Here is a 17,521-nt window from a genome sequence, read left to right on the forward strand (position 1 = left end):
AGACCGGCAGGCTCAGAAAGCGGCCTTGCCGCCGACCGGCACCGCGTCGGCGTACTGCGACTCGCCGGCGAGCAGCGGCTGGAGCTTCGCGACCAGCGCTGTCGCCTCCTCGGTCGCGAAGAACCTGCGGTGGGCCTCTTCGCTGGTCCAGCCCTCGGTGACGTGGACGATGTCGTGGTTGCTGGCCGAGCGGCTGACCAGGAAGACGACGCAGTCCTCGTGGGGCAGGGACGGCGCGTTGAGCAGGAACTCGACCAGCTCGTCGCCCTTTCCGGGCTTCGCGGTCATGGTGGCGTGGAAACCGTGGTCGACGGTCATCGGGCATCTCCTCATTCGTGGAACTGTCGCGTGTTCCTGGGATATCGACCTACCCATGTAAACACTGTGACCAGTAAAAACGTTAGAAGGATGCTCCTTACCTCTTGCCTGATCCTACCTTTGCCGCGAGTATCGTTCCGTGCTTCAATCGGTCCGTGAGCCTTGACGAGTTGCGCACCCTGCTCGCCCGACATGCCCGAGCGGACATGACCACCGCCATTGACGGCGTCCTGATCTCGAAGGTCGAGCAGCCGCCACCGCCGTCGGCGTCGATGTCGGGCACCGTGCTCGCACTCATCGCCCAGGGCGCGAAACGCATCGCACTCGGTGACCGCGTGTACGAGTACCGCGCCGGTCAGTACCTCGTCGCCTCGGTCGACCTGCCGATCACCGGCCACTTCACCGAGGCCAGCCCCGAGCGGCCGGCATTGGGCTTCGGCCTGACCCTGCACCCGGCCGCCATTGCCGAACTGCTCTTGCAGGCGGCCTCTGGCGACATTCCGCCCGCCGGCAGCGGCACACCGTCCGGCCTGGCCGTCAGTGACGCGTCCGACGAGTTCCTCGATGCGGTGATCAGGCTGCTGCGTCTGCTCGACCAGCCACGTGACCGCGCGGTGCTCGCGCCGCTGGTCAAACGGGAGGTCCTCTGGCGGCTGATCACCAGCGAGCAGGGTGCCGTCGTCCGCCAACTCGGTCTTGCCGACAGCAGCCTCACTCACGTCGCGCGGGCGGTCCGGTGGATCCGTGACCACTACATGCAGGCGTTCCGTGTCGAGGACGTGGCGCAGATGTCCGGCATGAGCGCGTCCGCCTTCTACCGCAACTTCCAGGCGGTCACCGCGATGAGCCCGATCCAGTTCCAGAAACAGATCCGGTTACAGGAGGCCCGACTCCTGCTCGCCGCGCATCCCCACGATGTCGCGGGAGTCGGCATGCGGGTGGGCTACGACAGCCCGTCACAGTTCAGCCGTGAGTACCGCCGTCAGTTCGGCGCGCCGCCCAGCCAGGACGCCGCCCGCCTGCGCGGCTCGACGCTCGGCGGCACACCGGTCCTGGTGTGAAAACGGCGTGGCTGGAGGCCGGAGTCGCCGGTCGAGGTCGGGGTGTCCGACAGCGGTCAGCCCTGGAGGCTTTTGGCGGGTTTTGTCTGATACAGAGTGATTTCTCGATACTCTCGCCTGGACCAGGAGCGGGGGTGGTGCGGCGTGAAGTCGTACGTCGGGGCGGTGGGGACCGCGGACACCGCGGTCGTACGCGGCCCAGGGGAAGTCATGATCACGCTGTCCGTCAACGGAGTGCCACGGACGATCCCGATCGAACCTCGGGTAAGCCTGCTCGACGCGCTCCGCGACCGGCTCGACCTCACCGGTACCAAGAAGGGCTGCAACCAGGGCGCCTGCGGTGCCTGCACGGTCTGGGTCGACAAGCGGCGGGTGCTCGCCTGCCTGACCCTGGCGATCACCTGCGAAGCCCGGGAGATCACCACCATCGAAGGGCTCGCCCAGGATGGCGAACTCCACCCCATGCAGGCCGCCTTCATCGAGCGGGACGCCTTCCAGTGTGGCTACTGCACCCCCGGCCAGATCATGTCGGCGGTGGCGTTCCTGCACGAGGGACACCAGCCCGACGACGCGAACATTCGCGAGTGGATGAGCGGCAACCTCTGCCGCTGTGCGGCGTACCCGCACATCCGGGCCGCGATCCGGCAGGTACGCGACGAGATGGGCATCGGGGGGACCGATGCGACCCGTTAGCTACTCGCGGGTGGCCGACGTCGCCACCGCCGTCGGCGTCGTCAGCGCGGACGCGGACAGCTCCTTCCTTGCCGGCGGCACCACCCAGGTCGACCTGCTGCGCATCTACGTCGAACAGCCCGGCCGGCTGGTCGACATCAACGACCTGCCGCTGCGCCAGATCGACCCGACACCCGGGGGAGGGCTACGGATCGGCGCCCTGGCCCGAATGAGCGACGTGGCCCAGGCCCCGCTGGTCCGGACACGGTTCCCGGTGATCTCCCAGTCGCTCCTGCTCGGCGCCTCCCCGCAACTGCGCAACATGGCCTCGATCGGTGGCAACCTGATGCAGCGGGTCCGCTGCGGCTACTTCCGCGACCTCGCCGCCGGCTGCAACAAGCGGTCGCCGGGCAGCGGGTGCGCCGCGCTGCACGGCGTCAACCGGGAGCACGCGGTGCTCGGTACGAGCGACAAGTGCATCGCCACCCACCCCTCCGACCTCGCCGTCGCGCTGGTCGCGCTCGACGCCGTGGTGCACACCGAGAGTTCCTTCGGCCGGAGTCGGATCGACATCGACGACTTCTTCCTGCTGCCCGAGCAGAACCCGGAACGCGAGCACCCGCTCGGTCACGGTGAACTCATCGTGGAGGTCGAGGTTCCGCCCCAACCGGTGGCGGAACGGTCGCTCTACCTCAAGGTCCGCGACCGGGACTCGTACGAGTTCGCGCTCGTCGCGGTCGCGGTCGCGATCTCGTTGGACGGCGGCACGATCAGCGACGTACGGCTCGCGCTCGGTGGGGTGGCCACCAAGCCGTGGCGGGCACGTCAGGCCGAGCGGCTGCTGACCGGGGTGCCCGCGACGGTGCAGAACTTCGGCGAGGCGGCGCGGGCGGAACTGCTGCCGGCGGTGTCACACGGGATGAACGAATACAAGATCGAGCTTGCCCGGCGCAGCATCGTACGGGCCCTGGAGATGGTCACCGCCGACGACTGGCGGCAGAGCGCGGGAACGGGAGGCGCGGCATGAGCCCGGCGATCGGCACCACCCTCGACCGGGTCGACGGCCGGGCCAAGGTCAGCGGCACCGCCCGCTACACCGCCGAGCTGGTGCTGCCCGGACTGGTGCACGCGGTCCTGGTCGGCGCCCGGGTGGCGAGCGGCCGGATCGTCGCGATCGACACCGGCGCGGCTCAACGGGCCGACGGGCTAATCGCCGTACTCACCCACCTCAACCTGCCGAAGATCCCCGGCACACCGAAACTGCTTCCCTCACTGGCCGGGATGGCGGCCCCGGGACAGAGCTACTTCCCGATGCAGGACGACGTGGTGCACTACGCCGGTCAGCCGGTCGCCATCGTGGTCGCCGACACGGTCGAACGCGCCGAGCACGCTGCCAGCCTGCTCCGCGTCGACTACGAGGAGACGCCGGCCAAAACCACCCTCGACCAGGTACGCGACCAGGCGTACGAGCCGGAGCGGATCTTCGGCGGGATGCTGCCAGGCCGGGTTGTCCGGGGTGACGTGGAAGCCGGCCTCGGCCAGGCGACGGATCGGGTCGACGTGACCTACCGGTTCGCGGCCAACCACCAGAACCCGATCGAGCCCTCGGCCAGCACCGTGGTCTGGGACGACGCCCACCGGCTCACCGTCTACGACTCCACCCAGGGACCGACCGCCACCCAGTTGACCGTGGCGACGCTGCTCGGCATCTCGCCCACCCAGATCAAGGTGGTCAGCGAGTTCGTCGGCGGCAGCTTCGGCAGCAAGGCGATGATCTGGCCACATGTCACCCTGGCCGCGCTCGCCGCCCGCCAGGTGGAGCGGCCGGTCCGGCTCTCCCTGAGCCGGGAGCAGATGTTCCATTCCTGCGGGCACCGCGAGGAGCAGGAGCAGCACGTCACCCTCGGCGTTGACGCCGGGGGCCGATTGACCGCCCTGCGTCACCACAAGCTCTCCATCACCTCATACTTCGACGACTGGGCGGAGACCTCGCTCCAGTCGCCCGGGATCCTCTACCGCACGCCGAACTACGAGGGGATCTACCGGATCGCCAAGGGAAACACCATCACCCCGACGTTCATGCGCGGTCCGGGGGAGGCGACGGGGATCTTCGCGCTGGAGTGCGCAGTGGACGAACTCGCCGAGCGAATCGGGGTGGACCCGATCGAACTGCGGCTGCGCAACTTCGCGGATACCGACCCGACCAGTGGCCACCCGTGGTCGAGCAACGGCATCCGCGAGTGCTTCCAGCGGGGCGCGGATCTCTTCGGCTGGGCCGGGCGTGACCCGAACCCGGGCAGCCGCCGGGAAGGGCGGACGTTGATCGGTTGGGGGGTGGCCGCGTCCGCGTACCCGCACGTGGCACCCCCGAATCCGCAGCGGGCGCGGGCCCGGCTCTACAGCGACGGCAGCGCGGTGGTCGAGGCGGGTGTGTCGGAGTTCGGCACCGGCGTGACCACCGCGATGACCCAGGTCGCCGCCGATGGCCTCGGCCTGCCGGTCGAGCGGGTCCGGTTCGTCGGTGGCGGCAGCGACCTGCCGAACATCACCGCGGCGGTCGGGTCCGCCGGCACCGGCGCGGTCAGTGCGGCGGTGCACCTCGCGGCCACGCAACTGCGCGACCAGCTTGTCGGACGGGCCGTCGCGGACGAGCAGTCGCCGCTGCACGGCGCGGACCCGGGCGCGGTGTCGGTCGAGGACGGGCGGATGCGGCTACGCGACCGGCCCGACGTCGGCGAGACCTACGCCGAGATGCTGTCGCGGCAGTTCACCCCGGATGTCGAGACGTTGGGTGTCTGGACTCCGCCGCCGCCGGATCCCGGGTACGGACTGCACACCTTCGGCGCACAGTTCGCCGAGGTCGCCGTCGACGCCGACCTCGGCCTGATCCGGGTACGGCGGATGGTGGGTGTCTTCGCGCCGGGCCGGGTGTTGAACCGCAAGACCGCGCACAGCCAGCTCATGGGCGGGATGCTCTGGGGACTGAGCCACGCGTTGCTGGAGGCGAGCTGGATGGACGCCCGCCTCGGGCGATGGGCGAACCCGAGCTTCGGGGACTATCTGATCCCGGTCAACTCCGACGTGCCGGACGTGGTGGTCGACACGATCGAGGTCACCGACACGGTGGTCAACCCGCTCGGCGTCAAGGGGGTGGGGGAGATCGGCATCGTCGGCTCCGGGGCGGCGATCGCGAACGCCGTGCACCACGCCACCGGGCGCCGGGTGCGGCACCTTCCGATCACCGTGGAGGACCTGCTGTAACGCACCTCTGGTCAGGCGCGGATGGTCATCCGGGAGACCTGGCGATCAGGCGGTACGGCGCCGCCGGCGCCCGCCGCGCGGTTCGGTGAGTTCTTCCACCACCTGGCAGGCGTTGTGTAGCGGGTCGAGGCGGTCCGCGTGTGTCGCGACCCGCTGGAGCAGTTCCTTGAAGGCAGGCTGCTCGTTGCCGAGGACGGAGAGAATCTCCGTCTCGGCGGTGGTGAGGGCGTTGCGCCGGTCCTGCCAGAGGGTCTGCCCGGCTTCCGTGGCGACCACCCTGCGGCTGCGGCGGTCGCTCGGGTCGGGTTGGCGGGAGACGAGTCCGGCGGCTTCCAGGTCGTCGATCAGGTAGGTGAGGACGGTCCGGTCGATGCCGAGTTGGGCACCGAGTGCGCCCTGGTTCATGGCGAGGTTCTGGCTCGCCGATGCGACGACCTGGTAGCCCCGCGCGCCGCCGGGGACGTCGTCGAGGAGTTCCTCGACCGCCTTCGAGTAGCGCCGCAGGATGACTCCGAGTGCCCAACCGAAGTCGTCCTTGAGCAGGTCGGCTGCGACCTGCTCGCCCCTGTCGGGAGACCCGGGAGCGTTCGGCGTGGTGGCTGCATCGTGGGACACATCCCCAGCATAACGATCTCAAAAGATAATCTGCCCAACAGATCTTCTGTAATCCTGTAGTGATGTTGGGCAGATGATTCGGGTCACAGTTGTGTTGGCTTCTAGATGGTCTGCGAATAATTTGGTCTGCAACGCAGAACATTTGGAGGAAAGCAGTGAGCCTGTTCCGACTCGACTCAAGCATCCTGGGCGAGCGCTCCACCAGCCGCGCGGTCGCCGACACCGCCGAGAAGGCGTGGACCCGCACCCACCCGTCCGGCCTCGTCGCCCGGCGTGACCTGGTCGCGTCGCCCCTGCCGCCGTACGCCTGGACCTCGGCGGTCTCCGCGGGATTCGTACCGGCCGACCAGCGCACCGACGAGCAGACCGAGGCCGTCGCGCTCGTCACCGCGTTGGTCGACGAACTGTTCGCGGCCGAGGCGTACCTGCTCGCCGTCCCGCTCTACAACTACGGCGTCTCCCAGCACGTGAAGGGCTGGATCGACCTGCTGCTCACCGACCGGCGGCTGATCGGGACGGAGAAGCCGCCACTGGCGGGACGCCCTGCGGCACTGATCACCTCCCGGGGCGGCGGCTACGGCCCCGGCACCCCTCGCGAAGGCTGGGACCACGCCACGCCGTACTACCGCCGGATCTTCGGCGACCTGCTCGGCATGGAACTGCACGTCAGTGAGATCGAGCTGACCCTTGCCGAGAGCAATCCCGCGATGGCCGGACTGCGCGACCAGGCCCGTCAGCAGTTGGAGGCGGGACACGCCTCCGCCGAGAAGCACGGCGAACTGCTCGCCCAGCACGTCCTCGACCAGCGGAGCTGAGCGGCGACGCGGACCCTCCGGGTCATGCCCCCGAGCCGGTGAGCGGTACGGGGGCATGACTGGTCCGTACCGAAGCGATCTGAGCCCCCGCCGGCCGGCGGCGCCGGTTGACGTCAGCGGTGCTGGTCAGGTCGGCGGTGTGGGCGCCTCCGGCATCGTCCGGCCACGGGAGCGGAGCGCGTCGGCGACCGCCACCCCCGCCAGTACGACCGCCGCCGCACCGCCGACCGCCAGCGGTGGTACGTGCAGCATCGCCGGCGTCAGCAGGGCCAGCGCGATCAGTCCACCGATCCGGGACCGGGAGACCCTGGCGAACACCTGGTACTCGAACTGGGATCGGCCGGCGAGGAAGAGCGCGGGGCCGCCGAGCATGGTGTAGAGCCAGACCGGGGTGGTGTGCCCGAGTGGGTGGGCGATGGAGAGTTCGTAGCCGACGGCGGTGAGCACGATGCCGGCGATCATGAGCAGGTGGGAGAAGGACATGGACCGGCCGAACCGGGCGGGTTGGCGGGCGGTGGTGATCGCTACCGGCAGCAGGTGACCGGCCTGGTGGAAGTAGACCCGCCAGAGCAGCACGGTGGTCAGGAACGAGATCAGGAACGCGCTGGTCCGTTCGACGGCGAAGCTGGCGGCGCTGAAGGTCAGGCCGATCACCAGGACCGACTCGCCCAGGGTGATCAGCAGGAACTGCTGGTACCGCTCGGCCAGGTGCTCGCCCGCGATCGGAAGCTCGACGGTGGGTGCCCGGCCCAGCTTCGGGATAGGCCACCCGCCGACGGCTCCGCCGTAGTCGAGCAGGATGGCGATGGTCCAGAGCAGTCCGCGGAGCCGGGCATCGTCGCTGATCCCGCCGATCAGCCACGGCACCGCGCTGAGACCGAACCAGATGAAGAGCCGCAGGGGTACGTCCCGTTGCCGGCGGTGGGCGAGGAAGAGGAAGAGCGTACGTCCGAACTGGAGCGCGAGGTACGCCACGGCGAAGATGACCGCGTGTTCGCCGAAGCCCTTCGGTACCGCGACCGCCATCACCATCGCGCCGATCATCGTGCCCACCACCACGAGTTGGATCGCCGGCTGATCCGGGTCGAGTCGGCTGGTGGTCAGCGCGGTGAAGGTCCAGACCAGCCAGAGGGCGAGGAAGAGCAGCAGCGTCTGGCCGGCCTCGGCGAGCAGGGTGCTCCGGCGGTCGGTGAAGTCGGTGATCAGTCGCTGGGAGATCCGGGTGAGCGCGAAGACGAAGACGAGGTCGAAGAAGAGTTCGAGGAAGGTGGCCCGCTGCGAGCTCTCGGCGCTGCGCAGCACTCCCCGTTCCGACTGTTCACCACTGGTCATCGGGTGACCCGACAGGATCCGCGCCCCGGTGGACCGGGGCGAGCCGCGCCAGGGTCGATCACGGCGCCCCCTCGTCGCTTCGGCGATCTCCAGATCCCAACGAGCCAGCACCCGGCGGGGACGTTGCCGAGTCGTCGGGCAAGCCGGAGGGCCCCCGGCGGACGCCTGTCGCGTCCACCGAGGGCCCTGCGTGTGCGGTCCTGCCGAGGGTCAGGTCAGGGAAGTTGCCAGATCTGGTTGCTGGTGTTGTAGCAGTCCCAGATCTGGAGCCGGGCGCCGTCGGCGGTGCTCTTGTCAGTCACGTCGAGGCACCGACCCGACTGCGGGTTGCGTACGGTGCCGTTGCTCTGGCCCTGCCAGACCTGAGCGGCGGTGCCGTTGCAGTCCCACAGTTGGATCTTGGTGCCGTTGGCGGTCCCGGCGCTGGTGATGTCCATGCACTTGCCGAGTGCCCGGATGGTGCCGTCGGTGCCGACCGTCCAGGTCTGCGCGTTGCTGCCGTTGCAGGTGTAGAGCTGGATCGGGGTGCCGTTGGCGGTGCTGGCCGCCGCGACGTCGACGCACTTGCCGGCCAGGCCGGTGATCCGGCCGGTACGACCGCTCGGCGGCGGCGGCGTACCGCCCATCACCGTGTCGTAGATCGCGCTGACCAGCGAGGTCGCGTCGTTGCGGTCCTGGGACAACTCCCAGTTCATCATGCCGCCGGCGTTGGCCAGCGCCCACTGTGTCTTGCGCTTGACCGTGGGGACGCCGTTGTAGCACTGCTGGGCGCCGTTGGCGGTGGTGCAGTCGCGGTTGGCGTTCGCCGGATCGAGCTGCACGAGCTGGCTGTACGTGAGGTAGCCCGGGCGGCTGTAGAACGGCACGCCGACCACCGTCTTGCTCGCCGGCAGGCCACGGTTCTTCCAGCCCTGGGCGTTGCTGATCGACCAGTCGTAGTTGGCGTGCGGCTCGCCGCCGTCGTACAACATGATGTTGAGGAAGTCGACGTAGCCGAAGACGGCGGGCTGGATGCCGTTGGCGGTGCCGCCACCGGAGACGACCGCGGCGGTGAGCAGCTTGCCCCGGCTGTGCATGGCGGTGCTCAACTGCTGCATGAGCAGGGTGTAGTTGTTGGCCGAGGCGCCCGGGTCCGGGTACTCCCAGTCGATGTCGACGCCGTCGAGCCCGTACTGGTTGACGAAGTTGACCATGTTGTTGACGAATGTCGTACGGGTGCCCGAGTTGGCGGCCAGCGCCTCGAAGGCGGAGTCGTTGCCGTCGTTCCAACCGCCGACCGCGATCAGCACCTTGACGTTGTTCTGGTGCCCGAGCGAGACCAACTGCTGGAGCTTGCCCGGCTGGTCCACCGCCTGAAGGCTGCCGTTCGAGTTCGGCAGCACGAACGCGTAGTTGATGTGGGTCAGCTTGCTGTACTGGATGCTGGTGACGTTGCCGGCCCAGGAGGGCATGTAACCGACGCTCTTGAAGCCGTTGGGGAGCACCGCCGCCTGCGAGGGTGTTGCCGGGGCGAGCGCGGTTGCCGTACCGACGAGGGCGGTGACCAGGGCCATCGCTCCGGTGAGGAAGCGGGATCTGCCGGTCCGGGCGAGTGCGGGGGATGTGTTGGACATGTTCGACCTTTCGCGACGTACGCGCCATGGGCCCCGCTCCGGGCGGGGCGGTGTTCGAGAGCGCTCGGCCGACCAGGGCCCAGGGTCGGGTTCGAGGCAGGAGGTGGGGTTGTGCCGTTTGCGACGCTTCAGGTGGCTGAAAGCTTAGGAAACTTAACTATTAAAAGTCAATGGATGTGAATTCATCGCTTGGAAACAAGCTCGACCAGCGGGGATGTCCGCTGGTCCGTGAAGATCGCCGGTGCACGCGCGACACTCAGACCGAACGCGACCAGCCCCGCTGGTTCGTGATCCTGCGGGGAAGGCCGGGCCAGCACGCTCCATGGCCGACGGCTGGAGCGTGAAGACCTCCTGGCGAGACAGCCGGCCGCCCGCGTCCGCACCAGTGCGAGCAGACGGTGGCGACGGCCGGCGATGTGCCAGACTCGCCGCACGAAGCTCCGCCAGCTAGTGGAGTCGTCGAGCGAGGGAGCACAGTTGGGGCGGTCGGTCGGGGATCTTCTCCCTCGCAGTCGCGTACAAGGACCGAGGAAGACGCTTGTGGGGGCGTCCGCATCGCTCGTCAGGAGGGCGGTCACCCCCGGTCGTCTGGCTGTTGCCTTCGGCCTCGCGGGCCTGCTCTACCGGGTGTTTCTGGTGGCGCTGGACGTTCCACCGGCCAACAGCGACGAGGGAGCGGCCGCGCTGGCGGCGCTGCACATCGGAGAGGGCCGCCACTGGCCGATATTCTTCTACGGCCAGGACTACATGGGAACTCTCCACTCCTATCTTGCGGCCCCCTTCGTGCAAGCCCTCGGCACTCATTGGTGGGTCATGCGGATACCCACCCTGGCCATGTACGCGCTGTTTCTCTTTCTTGTCTTTCGACTGACGCGCACGCTGTACACCCCCTGGTTCGCGACCCTTGCCGTCGTGGTCATGGCGCTCGGATCCGATCGGGTCGTCAAGGATCAGATCATCGGCGCCGGGGGCTACTCCGACGTTGCGACCGCTACCGCCGGGCTCATGCTGGCCGCGACAGCATTGGCACTGCGGCTGGAGAAGCGGCAGGTCACCTACCTTCTGGGGGGCCTGCTGGCCGGGTACATCGTGTGGACCCACTGGCTTGCTCTGCCATACGTCGCAGTTGCCGTGCTCCTGGTCGGCTGGGCCGGCCGGTCAGTGCTGACAAAGCGTCACGTGCTTCTGGCTGCCGCGGGGTTCATCTGCGGCGTGGCCCCGTTGATCTGGTTCAACATCCGTTCCGGTCATCCCAATTCGCTGTCGGTCCTGCTATCTCTCAGCGGTGCCACCGAAACGGCCGCGTGGTCAGACCGGATACACGGCGGGGTCATCCTCGGACTGCCATTGAGTTCCGGTATGTGTGCGCCAAGTCGCTGCGAGACATGGCAGCTCTGGTGGGGACCGGTCTACCTGGGCCTGATGGTCGTGGCCGTGGTCATCGCGATCGTCGGGATCCGCCGTTCGGTCGACCCGGACGAACGCCGTCTACATGCCGGTCGGCTCGCCCTCGTCATCGGTGGGGCCGTGACCCTGGGCGCGTACGTCGCAAGCGCCTCGTCGGCGCTGACCCCGATCGAGAGTGCCCGCTACCTCCACTATGGGATGGTGTCCCTGCCAGCGGTTGTCTGGCCACTGTGGGTCGGCGTGAAGTCCGCCGCCGACAGGGCAGTGACCGGGACCCCTGGTGACCACGGGCCGGGTCGGGTGACGGTGCCCCGGCCGACCAGGGGCGGTGTGGCCCTCGCCGCAGCCTGTCTTGTGATCGCCGGCGCGGGCATCGGTAGCCTGCTGGTCGCCACCGGGCAGCTCATTGCCCACCAGCCCGCGTACGCGGCCAAGGCGGACGCGGAGAGGGTGCTGGTGGACCAGTTGCGGCACGACGGCGTGACGCGGGTCTACTCCGAGTACTGGACGTGCAACCGGCTCGCCTATGTCAGCGGGGAACAGATCCGCTGTGCCGTCCTCGACGAGGACCTCACACCGGGGTTCGACCGGTACCGCCCGTACCGTGAGCAGGTCCGACAGTCGGAGCTGGTGGCGTACGTGCTGCCGACCGCAAGCGCCATGGCGGAAAACTTCGCCCGATCGGCCCCGTCGACGACCGAGATCCTCGGTGTGCGGAACGTCGCCGGCTATCAGGTCTACCTGTGCCGCCAGGAGCCGGCGGGAAGCTGACTCGACCCGCGCGGTCTGCCGCCCGGTGGGTCCTCGTCAACGTTTGTGGGCGAAATACGGACAAAGCCGGCTGGGCGCCCCGGAATCGGAGCGCCCAGCCGGCAGGCGTACCAGAGGTTCGTCCAGATCAGGGGCGGAAGGCGTCCCGGGTGTCGTGGGCGGCGTCCTTCACGTGGTCGCCGGCCTGCTTGACGTTCGCCTCGGTCCGCTGGGCGGCGCCCTCGGCCTGCAACCGCTCGTTGTCCGTGGCGTCGCCGACCTTCTCCTTCACCGCGCCGGTGATCTCCTCGGCCTTGTGCTTGATCTTGTCGCTGATGCTCACTGTGACCTCCACTTGCTTCGGGGTGGCGCCGGTGGTTCACCGCTGTCGAAGGTTGTGCCCCGTGGCGTCGGCGACGAAACCGCCGCGACCCCGATCACCCACCCACCCGCCCCGCCGTCCCACCCCCGTACGGTGGCAGGGTGGCAGCCGCGGTTCAGGTCACCTGGTGGGGGCACAGCACGGCCTGGATCGAGGACTCCGGGGTGCGGCTGTTGACCGACCCTGTCCTGCGTGACCGGATTGCCCACCTGCGGCGGATGCGCGGGCCGACCCCGCACCTGCCCGGGACGCCGGACGCCGTACTCGTCTCCCACCTGCACGCCGACCACCTCGACATCGTGTCGCTGCGCCGGCTGCCGGAGCGGGTCGCCCTGGTGGTGCCAGCCGGGTCACGCCCGTTCCTGCGTCGCCGGCTCGGCGCGGCCGGCGCGGCCCGGGCGGTCGAACTGGCGCCCGGCGAGGAGTTCCAGCTCGACGCGGTCACCGTCCGGGCCGTGCCGGCGAACCACGACGGCGGGCGGGGGCCCTGGTCGCGGCATCGCGCGATGGCGATCGGCTACACGGTGCACGGTCGGGCGAACACCTGGTTCGCCGGCGACACCGGGCTCTTCCCCGGGATGGCCGACCTCGGGCCGCTCGACCTCGCCCTGATCCCGGTCGGCGGCTGGGGACCCACCCTCGGTGTCGGCCACCTCGATCCGGTCCAGGCCGTCGAGGCGGCCCGGCTGGCCGGACCCCGGTACGCGGTGCCGGTGCACTTCGGCACCTTCTGGCCGGCCGGCCTGCGGTTCCGGCGGGGGATGTTCCACGAGCCGGGCCAGCGGTTCGTCACGCACGCCGCGACCGCCGTTCCCGAGATCCGGGCCACCGAGCTGCTGCCGGGGGAGACGCTAGCGGTGGAAACCGTACGGTGAGCAACGCCATCGGGGTGCTCGCCTCGCTCTTCGTACTGGTGGCATTCGGCGCCGTACTGCCGGTCGTGCCGACCGGTGCGGCGGTCAGCGCGGCGGCGGCGCTCGCCTTCCACCAGCACTCGCTCACGATCGTCTTCGTTGTCCTGGCCGGGGCGGCCGGCGCCTACCTCGGCGACGCCGTCACCTACTTTCTCTGCCGGGTCGGTGGTGAACAGCTCGCCCGCCGGCTGCGTTGGCTGCGCAACGGCGACCGGCTCGACGGGCTCGCCGCCCGGTTGCGCGAGCGGGAGGTGTCGGTGTTGCTGATCTCCCGGCTGGTGCCGGGCGGGCGGATCCCGGTGCTGCTCACCATCGCCCTGGCCGGCCTAGACTGGCGGCGCTTCGCGTTGGCCAACGCCCCGGCCTGCGGGCTCTGGGCGGTGGTCTACGCCGGGTTCGGCGTCCTCGGCGGCTCGATCTTCCCCGAGCCCTGGCAGGGTGTCCTGGTCGCGGTGGTCATCGTGGTGGCGATCAGCCAGATCGTCGGTGTGGTCCGCCGGCGTTCCGGCGCCTGACCGACCACCGGAGCCCCGCGCCGGACCCGTGCCGCCGACCGGCGCCTGCGCCGGCACGAACGCCCGGTCCGCCGACAGGATCGGCGCGGCCCTCCGGTCCGGCGCGGTCGCCGGCTCGTCCGCCTCGCGCAACCCGAGCTGCCGCAGCCAGGTCAGCAACTGCCGGTGTACGGCGGCCGGCCCGATCAGCGGGTCGGCCTCGACCGGCCACTCGGCCGGGTGCAGCAGGAAGGCGTCGGTCTGCCAACCGCCCAGCCCACCGTGGCTGCCGACCAACTCCTCGAAGGCGGCCACCTCCTCGGTGCCCGAGTCGACGGTGCTGATCAGCACCAGGTCGCCGACGTGCGCGATCTCCTGATGCCGGAGCAGGTCGGCGGCGGCCCGTGGCCCGTACCCGGCCAGCGGGTTCTCGCCGGTCACCCGACCGTCGCCGAGGTGGTGCTCGCCCCGTTTGCCCACGGCCACCGGACCGGACTCGTCGCCGACCACCACCACTCCGACGCCCGGGTGCGCGGCCAGGGCATTCACCAGACCCGGATGGGCGGCCTCTATCTCGGCCCGGGTCGGCTTGCCGGGGTACCGGGTGAAGTAGACCATCGCCAGGTTGCCGGAGGCGACCACCAGCACGTCCGTACGGGCGAGTTCCTGGGCCTCACCGGCACCGCCCGGTCGCGGTGGCGTGGGATGTTCGCGGGCCGGGCCGAGTCGCACCTCGCGGTCGACCGTTCGGGAGCGGACCGCCGCCCGGGTCGCCGCCGCGCCCGGCCCCGGCCGGCCGCTGATCTCGGTGAGCAGTGTGTTCACCGGTCCCCAGTGCTCGACCGGGCCGGTCGCGGCCGACGCGGTCCGTTCACCCCGGGCCGAGCCGTTCCGGGTCGGCGCGTTTCGGCTGGTCCGACCGGCCCCAGCAGCCGGGAGCGGGCCGTCGTCGGCTGCCCGCGCCGCCTCGGCGGTGGCGTTGACCAGGCGGTCGACCGTCTGGGCCAGGGACTCGCCGTACCGCTGCCGGAAGGTCTCACCCTGACTCTGGCCGTGGTCGGAGAGGACGACCAGGTGGTAGCGCCGGTCGGCCTCGGCGGCGAGCCGTTCGAGTACGCCGAGAACCTGGTCGAGACGGCCGAGCGCGTCCAGCGACTCCGGCCGGGCCGGCCCGGCGTGGTGGGCCACCTCGTCGTAGTCGACGAAGTCGCAGAAGATCACCGGGGTGCCGAGTGCCATCTGCTCGGCGATCAGCGAGACGTTCATGTCGCGCAGCATGCCGGCGAGGGGGCGGAGCACCAGGAACGCCCCGGACCGGCTGACCCGAGGTCGGATGTCACGCAGCCGCTGACCACGGGCCTGGTGCAGCTCCTTGAGCACCCGCCCGAGACCCAGCACGATCGCGCGGGCGAAGCCGGCTGGGCTGATCATGAACTCGGCATAGCCCCGGGAGGAGCGGCCCGGCAGGGTGGCCCGGCTGACGGTGAAGAGCGTCGCCGGTGCGTCCCCGGAGAAGATGTTGCTGATGCTGACACCGCCGTCGCGAAGCAGCCCGCGACCGTCGGAGAGCTGGCGTTCGATCTCCGCGGCGTCGCGCGGCCGGTTGGCGACCATCAGTCGCCCGGCTTCCTTGTCGTACCAGCGGAACGCCGGCACCGACCGGTCGTTGCCGTGCAGGATGCCGGCCTGCGCCCCCGGGGTGGTCGCCGGCAGGCCGGTGTGCCAGGCACTGAGCCGGTGACTGCGCAGGCGGAGCCAGCGGCCGGTGTTGGGGAGGTTCCCGGCGTGGATCGCCCAGCGCAGCAGCGGAGCCGACACCCCGTCGAGCTGTACGACCAGCAGCCCGTCGCCCTCAGGTGGCGTACCCCGCTTGTGGGCCGCCCGGCTGACCTTGCGCATCAGCCGTAGCGCCTCGCTGACGAAGGCGTCGTCGGTGCCGGAGTCGGTCAACCAGTTGACCACGGCGGCCAGCGCCACCGCGAACCACGATGCCGCGAACGCGGCCGGCAGTCCGGAGAGGTACGCGTCCGGGGCCAGCCGCAGCGCCACGTACAGGATGATCGTCTGTAGGCTCGCGCCGACGATCATCGCGCCCAGGCCCCCGAGCACCGTCGCCAACGCCAGCAGTACGGGTCGCAGCAGGGCGCCGACGACGGCGACCAGGACCACCACCCAGCCGATCGCGGTCAACCCGTCCGCATCGACTCCCGGCATCAGCCAGAGCGTGCCGCCGAGGACGACGAAGAGGGTGACCGCGCTGCGCAGCAGCCCGGCCAGGCGGGCGACGGTCGGGCGCCACGAGCGAAGCTCCCGCAGGACGAGTCGCATCCGTCCCGGCCGGACCGGGGTCGGCGGGCGGGGCGCGGTGGCGGGCACGGTCACCGCCCCACCTTGGCACAGCCCCGCAGCGTCGGGCCGGGTCGTGACGTACCGCGACCGTTCGATGTGATCGAGTCGACAGCGGCGTCTGTCCGCCCCACCCCCAGGCCCACCTCGTCGGCCCCCGAGGTGACGGATCGACCGCCGGGCCTTACGGTGGGTCCAGCTTCATCACGGTACGGAGGCGGGGCTGCATGGCCGAGGCTGTCCGGGTAGACGAGCTCGAGCTCGGGGACCACGGGTGTTTGACGTTCTCCGATCCGCAGGAGCGGCTGGATCTGCTTGCCGCATTTGTCCGCGACGGCCTGCGTCAAGGGCAGAAGGTGCTGTGCTGGACCGACTCGGTCGATCCCGAGCAGTTGGGTCGGGAACTGCTCGGCCGCTCGGTACGCACCGGCGGCGCGCTGCGGCGCGGGCAACTGCGTTTCGAAACCGTGGAGGCGTCGTTGCTCGCCGGCCGGACGGCGGACGCGCTGAGCATGGTCGACACCCTCGCCGAGCAACTGGAGTTGGCCGGACGGGAGGGTTATCCGGGGCTCCGGGTGACCGCGGACATGTGCTGGGCCACCCGTCCGCTGGCCGCCCCGGAGGAGCTGCTCACCTTCGAGCAGGAGGTCGGGGCTCTCTTCGCCGACGGTCGTCTCTGCGTGATCTGTCAGTACGACCGGGAGCGGTTCGACGCGGTCACTCTGGCCTTCGCGGCGAAGGCGCATCCGAGGGCGGTCGCCGCGCTGGCGTACCACGACGACGCTTTGCTGCGGATCTGCCGCCAGTACAGCCCGCCCGGCATCCGGATCGCGGGTGAGCTGGACTACCAGCACCTGGACGAGCTGAACCGGGCACTGACCGAGACGGTACGGCTCGACCGGCACCCGCACGTGAACCTGACCGGGCTGGACTACATCGACGCCGCCTGCGCCTCGGCGATCACCCACGCCGCACTGAAGCTGCCCGCCGCCCGGCGGATGACCGTGTCCTGCGACGGGCTGGTGCGGAAGGTGATGGAGCTGGTCGGTGCGACCGGCCTGACCGGGACCGACCGGTTTCGGATAACAGCGGCACCATGAGTAGTTCCGATCCGCGTACCGCCGCCTCGGCCCGGGGGGAGATCCCCGAGCCGGAGGAGGTCACGCTCGACCATGCCTTCGACGGCGACGGCCTGTACGGCATGCGGGCCACCATCTCCGCGCACGCCGATCGTCTCGGCATCGACGACGAGCAGTTGCAGCAGTTGTTGATCGTGGCGGGAGAGTTGGCCAGCAACGCGGTCCGGCACGGCGGCGGCCGTGGCCGGCTGCGCCTGTGGCGGGACGGTGCCCGGCTCTACTGCCGGGTCAGTGACGAGGGCGTGGGGATCAGCGAGCCGGCCAGCGGTACGACCCAACCGGCGGCCACCCAGATCGGTGGCCGGGGCCTCTGGATTGTCCGGAGCCTGAGCGCGGAGTTGTTCGTCAGCAACGACCCACCGGGGACCACGGTGACCGCGGTGATCAGCGCACGCTGATCCA

Annotated in this window: 15 protein-coding genes and 1 pseudogene; 10 read left to right on the top strand and 6 right to left on the bottom strand. The window is 70.0% G+C overall.

From position 1 onward, the window contains the following. Window positions 1-12 precede the first annotated feature (12 nt). Window positions 13-318 (bottom strand): putative quinol monooxygenase, encoded by a 306-nt coding sequence (locus ACIBF5_RS25155; protein WP_396815325.1) that lies wholly within the window; start codon window positions 316-318, stop codon window positions 13-15. A 155-nt stretch (window positions 319-473) separates the two neighbouring features. Between ACIBF5_RS25155 and ACIBF5_RS25160 the strand changes: the two genes are divergently transcribed. From ACIBF5_RS25160 to ACIBF5_RS25175, 4 genes are all read left to right on the top strand, one after another. Then, complete coding sequence (locus ACIBF5_RS25160; RefSeq protein WP_396815326.1) at window positions 474-1,379, top strand: AraC family transcriptional regulator N-terminal domain-containing protein; 906 nt, start codon at window positions 474-476, stop codon at window positions 1,377-1,379. Between the two features lie 210 nt (window positions 1,380-1,589). Next, window positions 1,590-2,072, top strand: a complete 483-nt coding sequence (locus tag ACIBF5_RS25165; protein WP_396815327.1) for a (2Fe-2S)-binding protein — start codon at window positions 1,590-1,592, stop codon at window positions 2,070-2,072. Continuing rightward, a complete protein-coding gene (locus ACIBF5_RS25170) occupies window positions 2,059-3,078 on the top strand; it encodes an FAD binding domain-containing protein (protein WP_396815328.1) in 1,020 nt (339 codons plus the stop codon). Before ACIBF5_RS25165 ends, ACIBF5_RS25170 begins: the two co-directional genes overlap by 14 nt. Next, window positions 3,075-5,312 carry a xanthine dehydrogenase family protein molybdopterin-binding subunit gene (locus ACIBF5_RS25175; protein ID WP_396815329.1) on the top strand — a complete coding sequence of 746 codons (2,238 nt, stop codon included), beginning with the start codon at window positions 3,075-3,077 and terminating at the stop codon, window positions 5,310-5,312. Before ACIBF5_RS25170 ends, ACIBF5_RS25175 begins: the two co-directional genes overlap by 4 nt. A gap of 45 nt (window positions 5,313-5,357) precedes the next feature. Here ACIBF5_RS25175 and ACIBF5_RS25180 read toward each other — a convergent pair whose 3' ends face one another. After that, window positions 5,358-5,927 (bottom strand): MarR family winged helix-turn-helix transcriptional regulator, encoded by a 570-nt coding sequence (locus ACIBF5_RS25180; RefSeq protein ID WP_396815330.1) that lies wholly within the window; start codon window positions 5,925-5,927, stop codon window positions 5,358-5,360. Window positions 5,928-6,082: 155 nt separating this feature from the next. Between ACIBF5_RS25180 and ACIBF5_RS25185 the strand changes: the two genes are divergently transcribed. Next, window positions 6,083-6,742: an FMN-dependent NADH-azoreductase gene (locus ACIBF5_RS25185; RefSeq protein WP_396815331.1), complete on the top strand. Its 660-nt coding sequence runs from the start codon at window positions 6,083-6,085 to the stop codon at window positions 6,740-6,742. A 126-nt stretch (window positions 6,743-6,868) separates the two neighbouring features. Here the strand turns inward: ACIBF5_RS25185 and ACIBF5_RS25190 are convergent, their stop codons facing one another. Both ACIBF5_RS25190 and ACIBF5_RS25195 read right to left on the bottom strand, forming a co-directional pair. Further along, window positions 6,869-8,074, bottom strand: coding sequence for a low temperature requirement protein A (locus ACIBF5_RS25190; protein ID WP_396815332.1), 1,206 nt, complete (start codon window positions 8,072-8,074; stop codon window positions 6,869-6,871). A gap of 215 nt (window positions 8,075-8,289) precedes the next feature. Beyond that, entirely contained in the window at window positions 8,290-9,687 is a 1,398-nt protein-coding gene (locus tag ACIBF5_RS25195; RefSeq protein WP_396815333.1) for a glycosyl hydrolase family 18 protein, read from the bottom strand. 477 nt (window positions 9,688-10,164) lie between these two features. On the opposite strand from ACIBF5_RS25195, the gene ACIBF5_RS25200 reads away from it, so the two are divergent. After that, complete coding sequence (locus ACIBF5_RS25200) at window positions 10,165-11,865, top strand: ArnT family glycosyltransferase (protein ID WP_396815334.1); 1,701 nt, start codon at window positions 10,165-10,167, stop codon at window positions 11,863-11,865. Window positions 11,866-11,992: 127 nt separating this feature from the next. Here the strand turns inward: ACIBF5_RS25200 and ACIBF5_RS25205 are convergent, their stop codons facing one another. Next, entirely contained in the window at window positions 11,993-12,187 is a 195-nt protein-coding gene (locus tag ACIBF5_RS25205) for a CsbD family protein (RefSeq protein ID WP_396815335.1), read from the bottom strand. 140 nt (window positions 12,188-12,327) lie between these two features. Between ACIBF5_RS25205 and ACIBF5_RS25210 the strand changes: the two genes are divergently transcribed. Together ACIBF5_RS25210 and ACIBF5_RS25215 are read left to right on the top strand one after the other, a co-directional pair. After that, window positions 12,328-13,101 (top strand): MBL fold metallo-hydrolase, encoded by a 774-nt coding sequence (locus tag ACIBF5_RS25210; protein WP_396815336.1) that lies wholly within the window; start codon window positions 12,328-12,330, stop codon window positions 13,099-13,101. Beyond that, complete coding sequence (locus ACIBF5_RS25215; RefSeq protein ID WP_396815337.1) at window positions 13,098-13,655, top strand: DedA family protein; 558 nt, start codon at window positions 13,098-13,100, stop codon at window positions 13,653-13,655. The genes ACIBF5_RS25210 and ACIBF5_RS25215 overlap by 4 nt, the downstream gene beginning before the upstream one ends. A gap of 984 nt (window positions 13,656-14,639) precedes the next feature. Here ACIBF5_RS25215 and ACIBF5_RS25220 read toward each other — a convergent pair. Continuing rightward, window positions 14,640-15,962, bottom strand: a pseudogene (locus tag ACIBF5_RS25220) (alkaline phosphatase family protein); the annotation flags it as partial. A 296-nt stretch (window positions 15,963-16,258) separates the two neighbouring features. Here ACIBF5_RS25220 and ACIBF5_RS25225 point away from each other — a divergent pair. Both ACIBF5_RS25225 and ACIBF5_RS25230 read left to right on the top strand, forming a co-directional pair. Continuing rightward, window positions 16,259-17,080 carry an MEDS domain-containing protein gene (locus ACIBF5_RS25225; protein WP_396815338.1) on the top strand — a complete coding sequence of 274 codons (822 nt, stop codon included), beginning with the start codon at window positions 16,259-16,261 and terminating at the stop codon, window positions 17,078-17,080. Beyond that, complete coding sequence (locus tag ACIBF5_RS25230) at window positions 17,077-17,517, top strand: ATP-binding protein (RefSeq protein WP_396815339.1); 441 nt, start codon at window positions 17,077-17,079, stop codon at window positions 17,515-17,517. Before ACIBF5_RS25225 ends, ACIBF5_RS25230 begins: the two co-directional genes overlap by 4 nt. The last annotated feature ends 4 nt before the right edge of the window (window positions 17,518-17,521 follow it).

Origin of the sequence: Micromonospora sp. NPDC050417 (assembly GCF_044458865.1) — a bacterium.
Lineage (GTDB): Bacteria > Actinomycetota > Actinomycetes > Mycobacteriales > Micromonosporaceae > Micromonospora_G.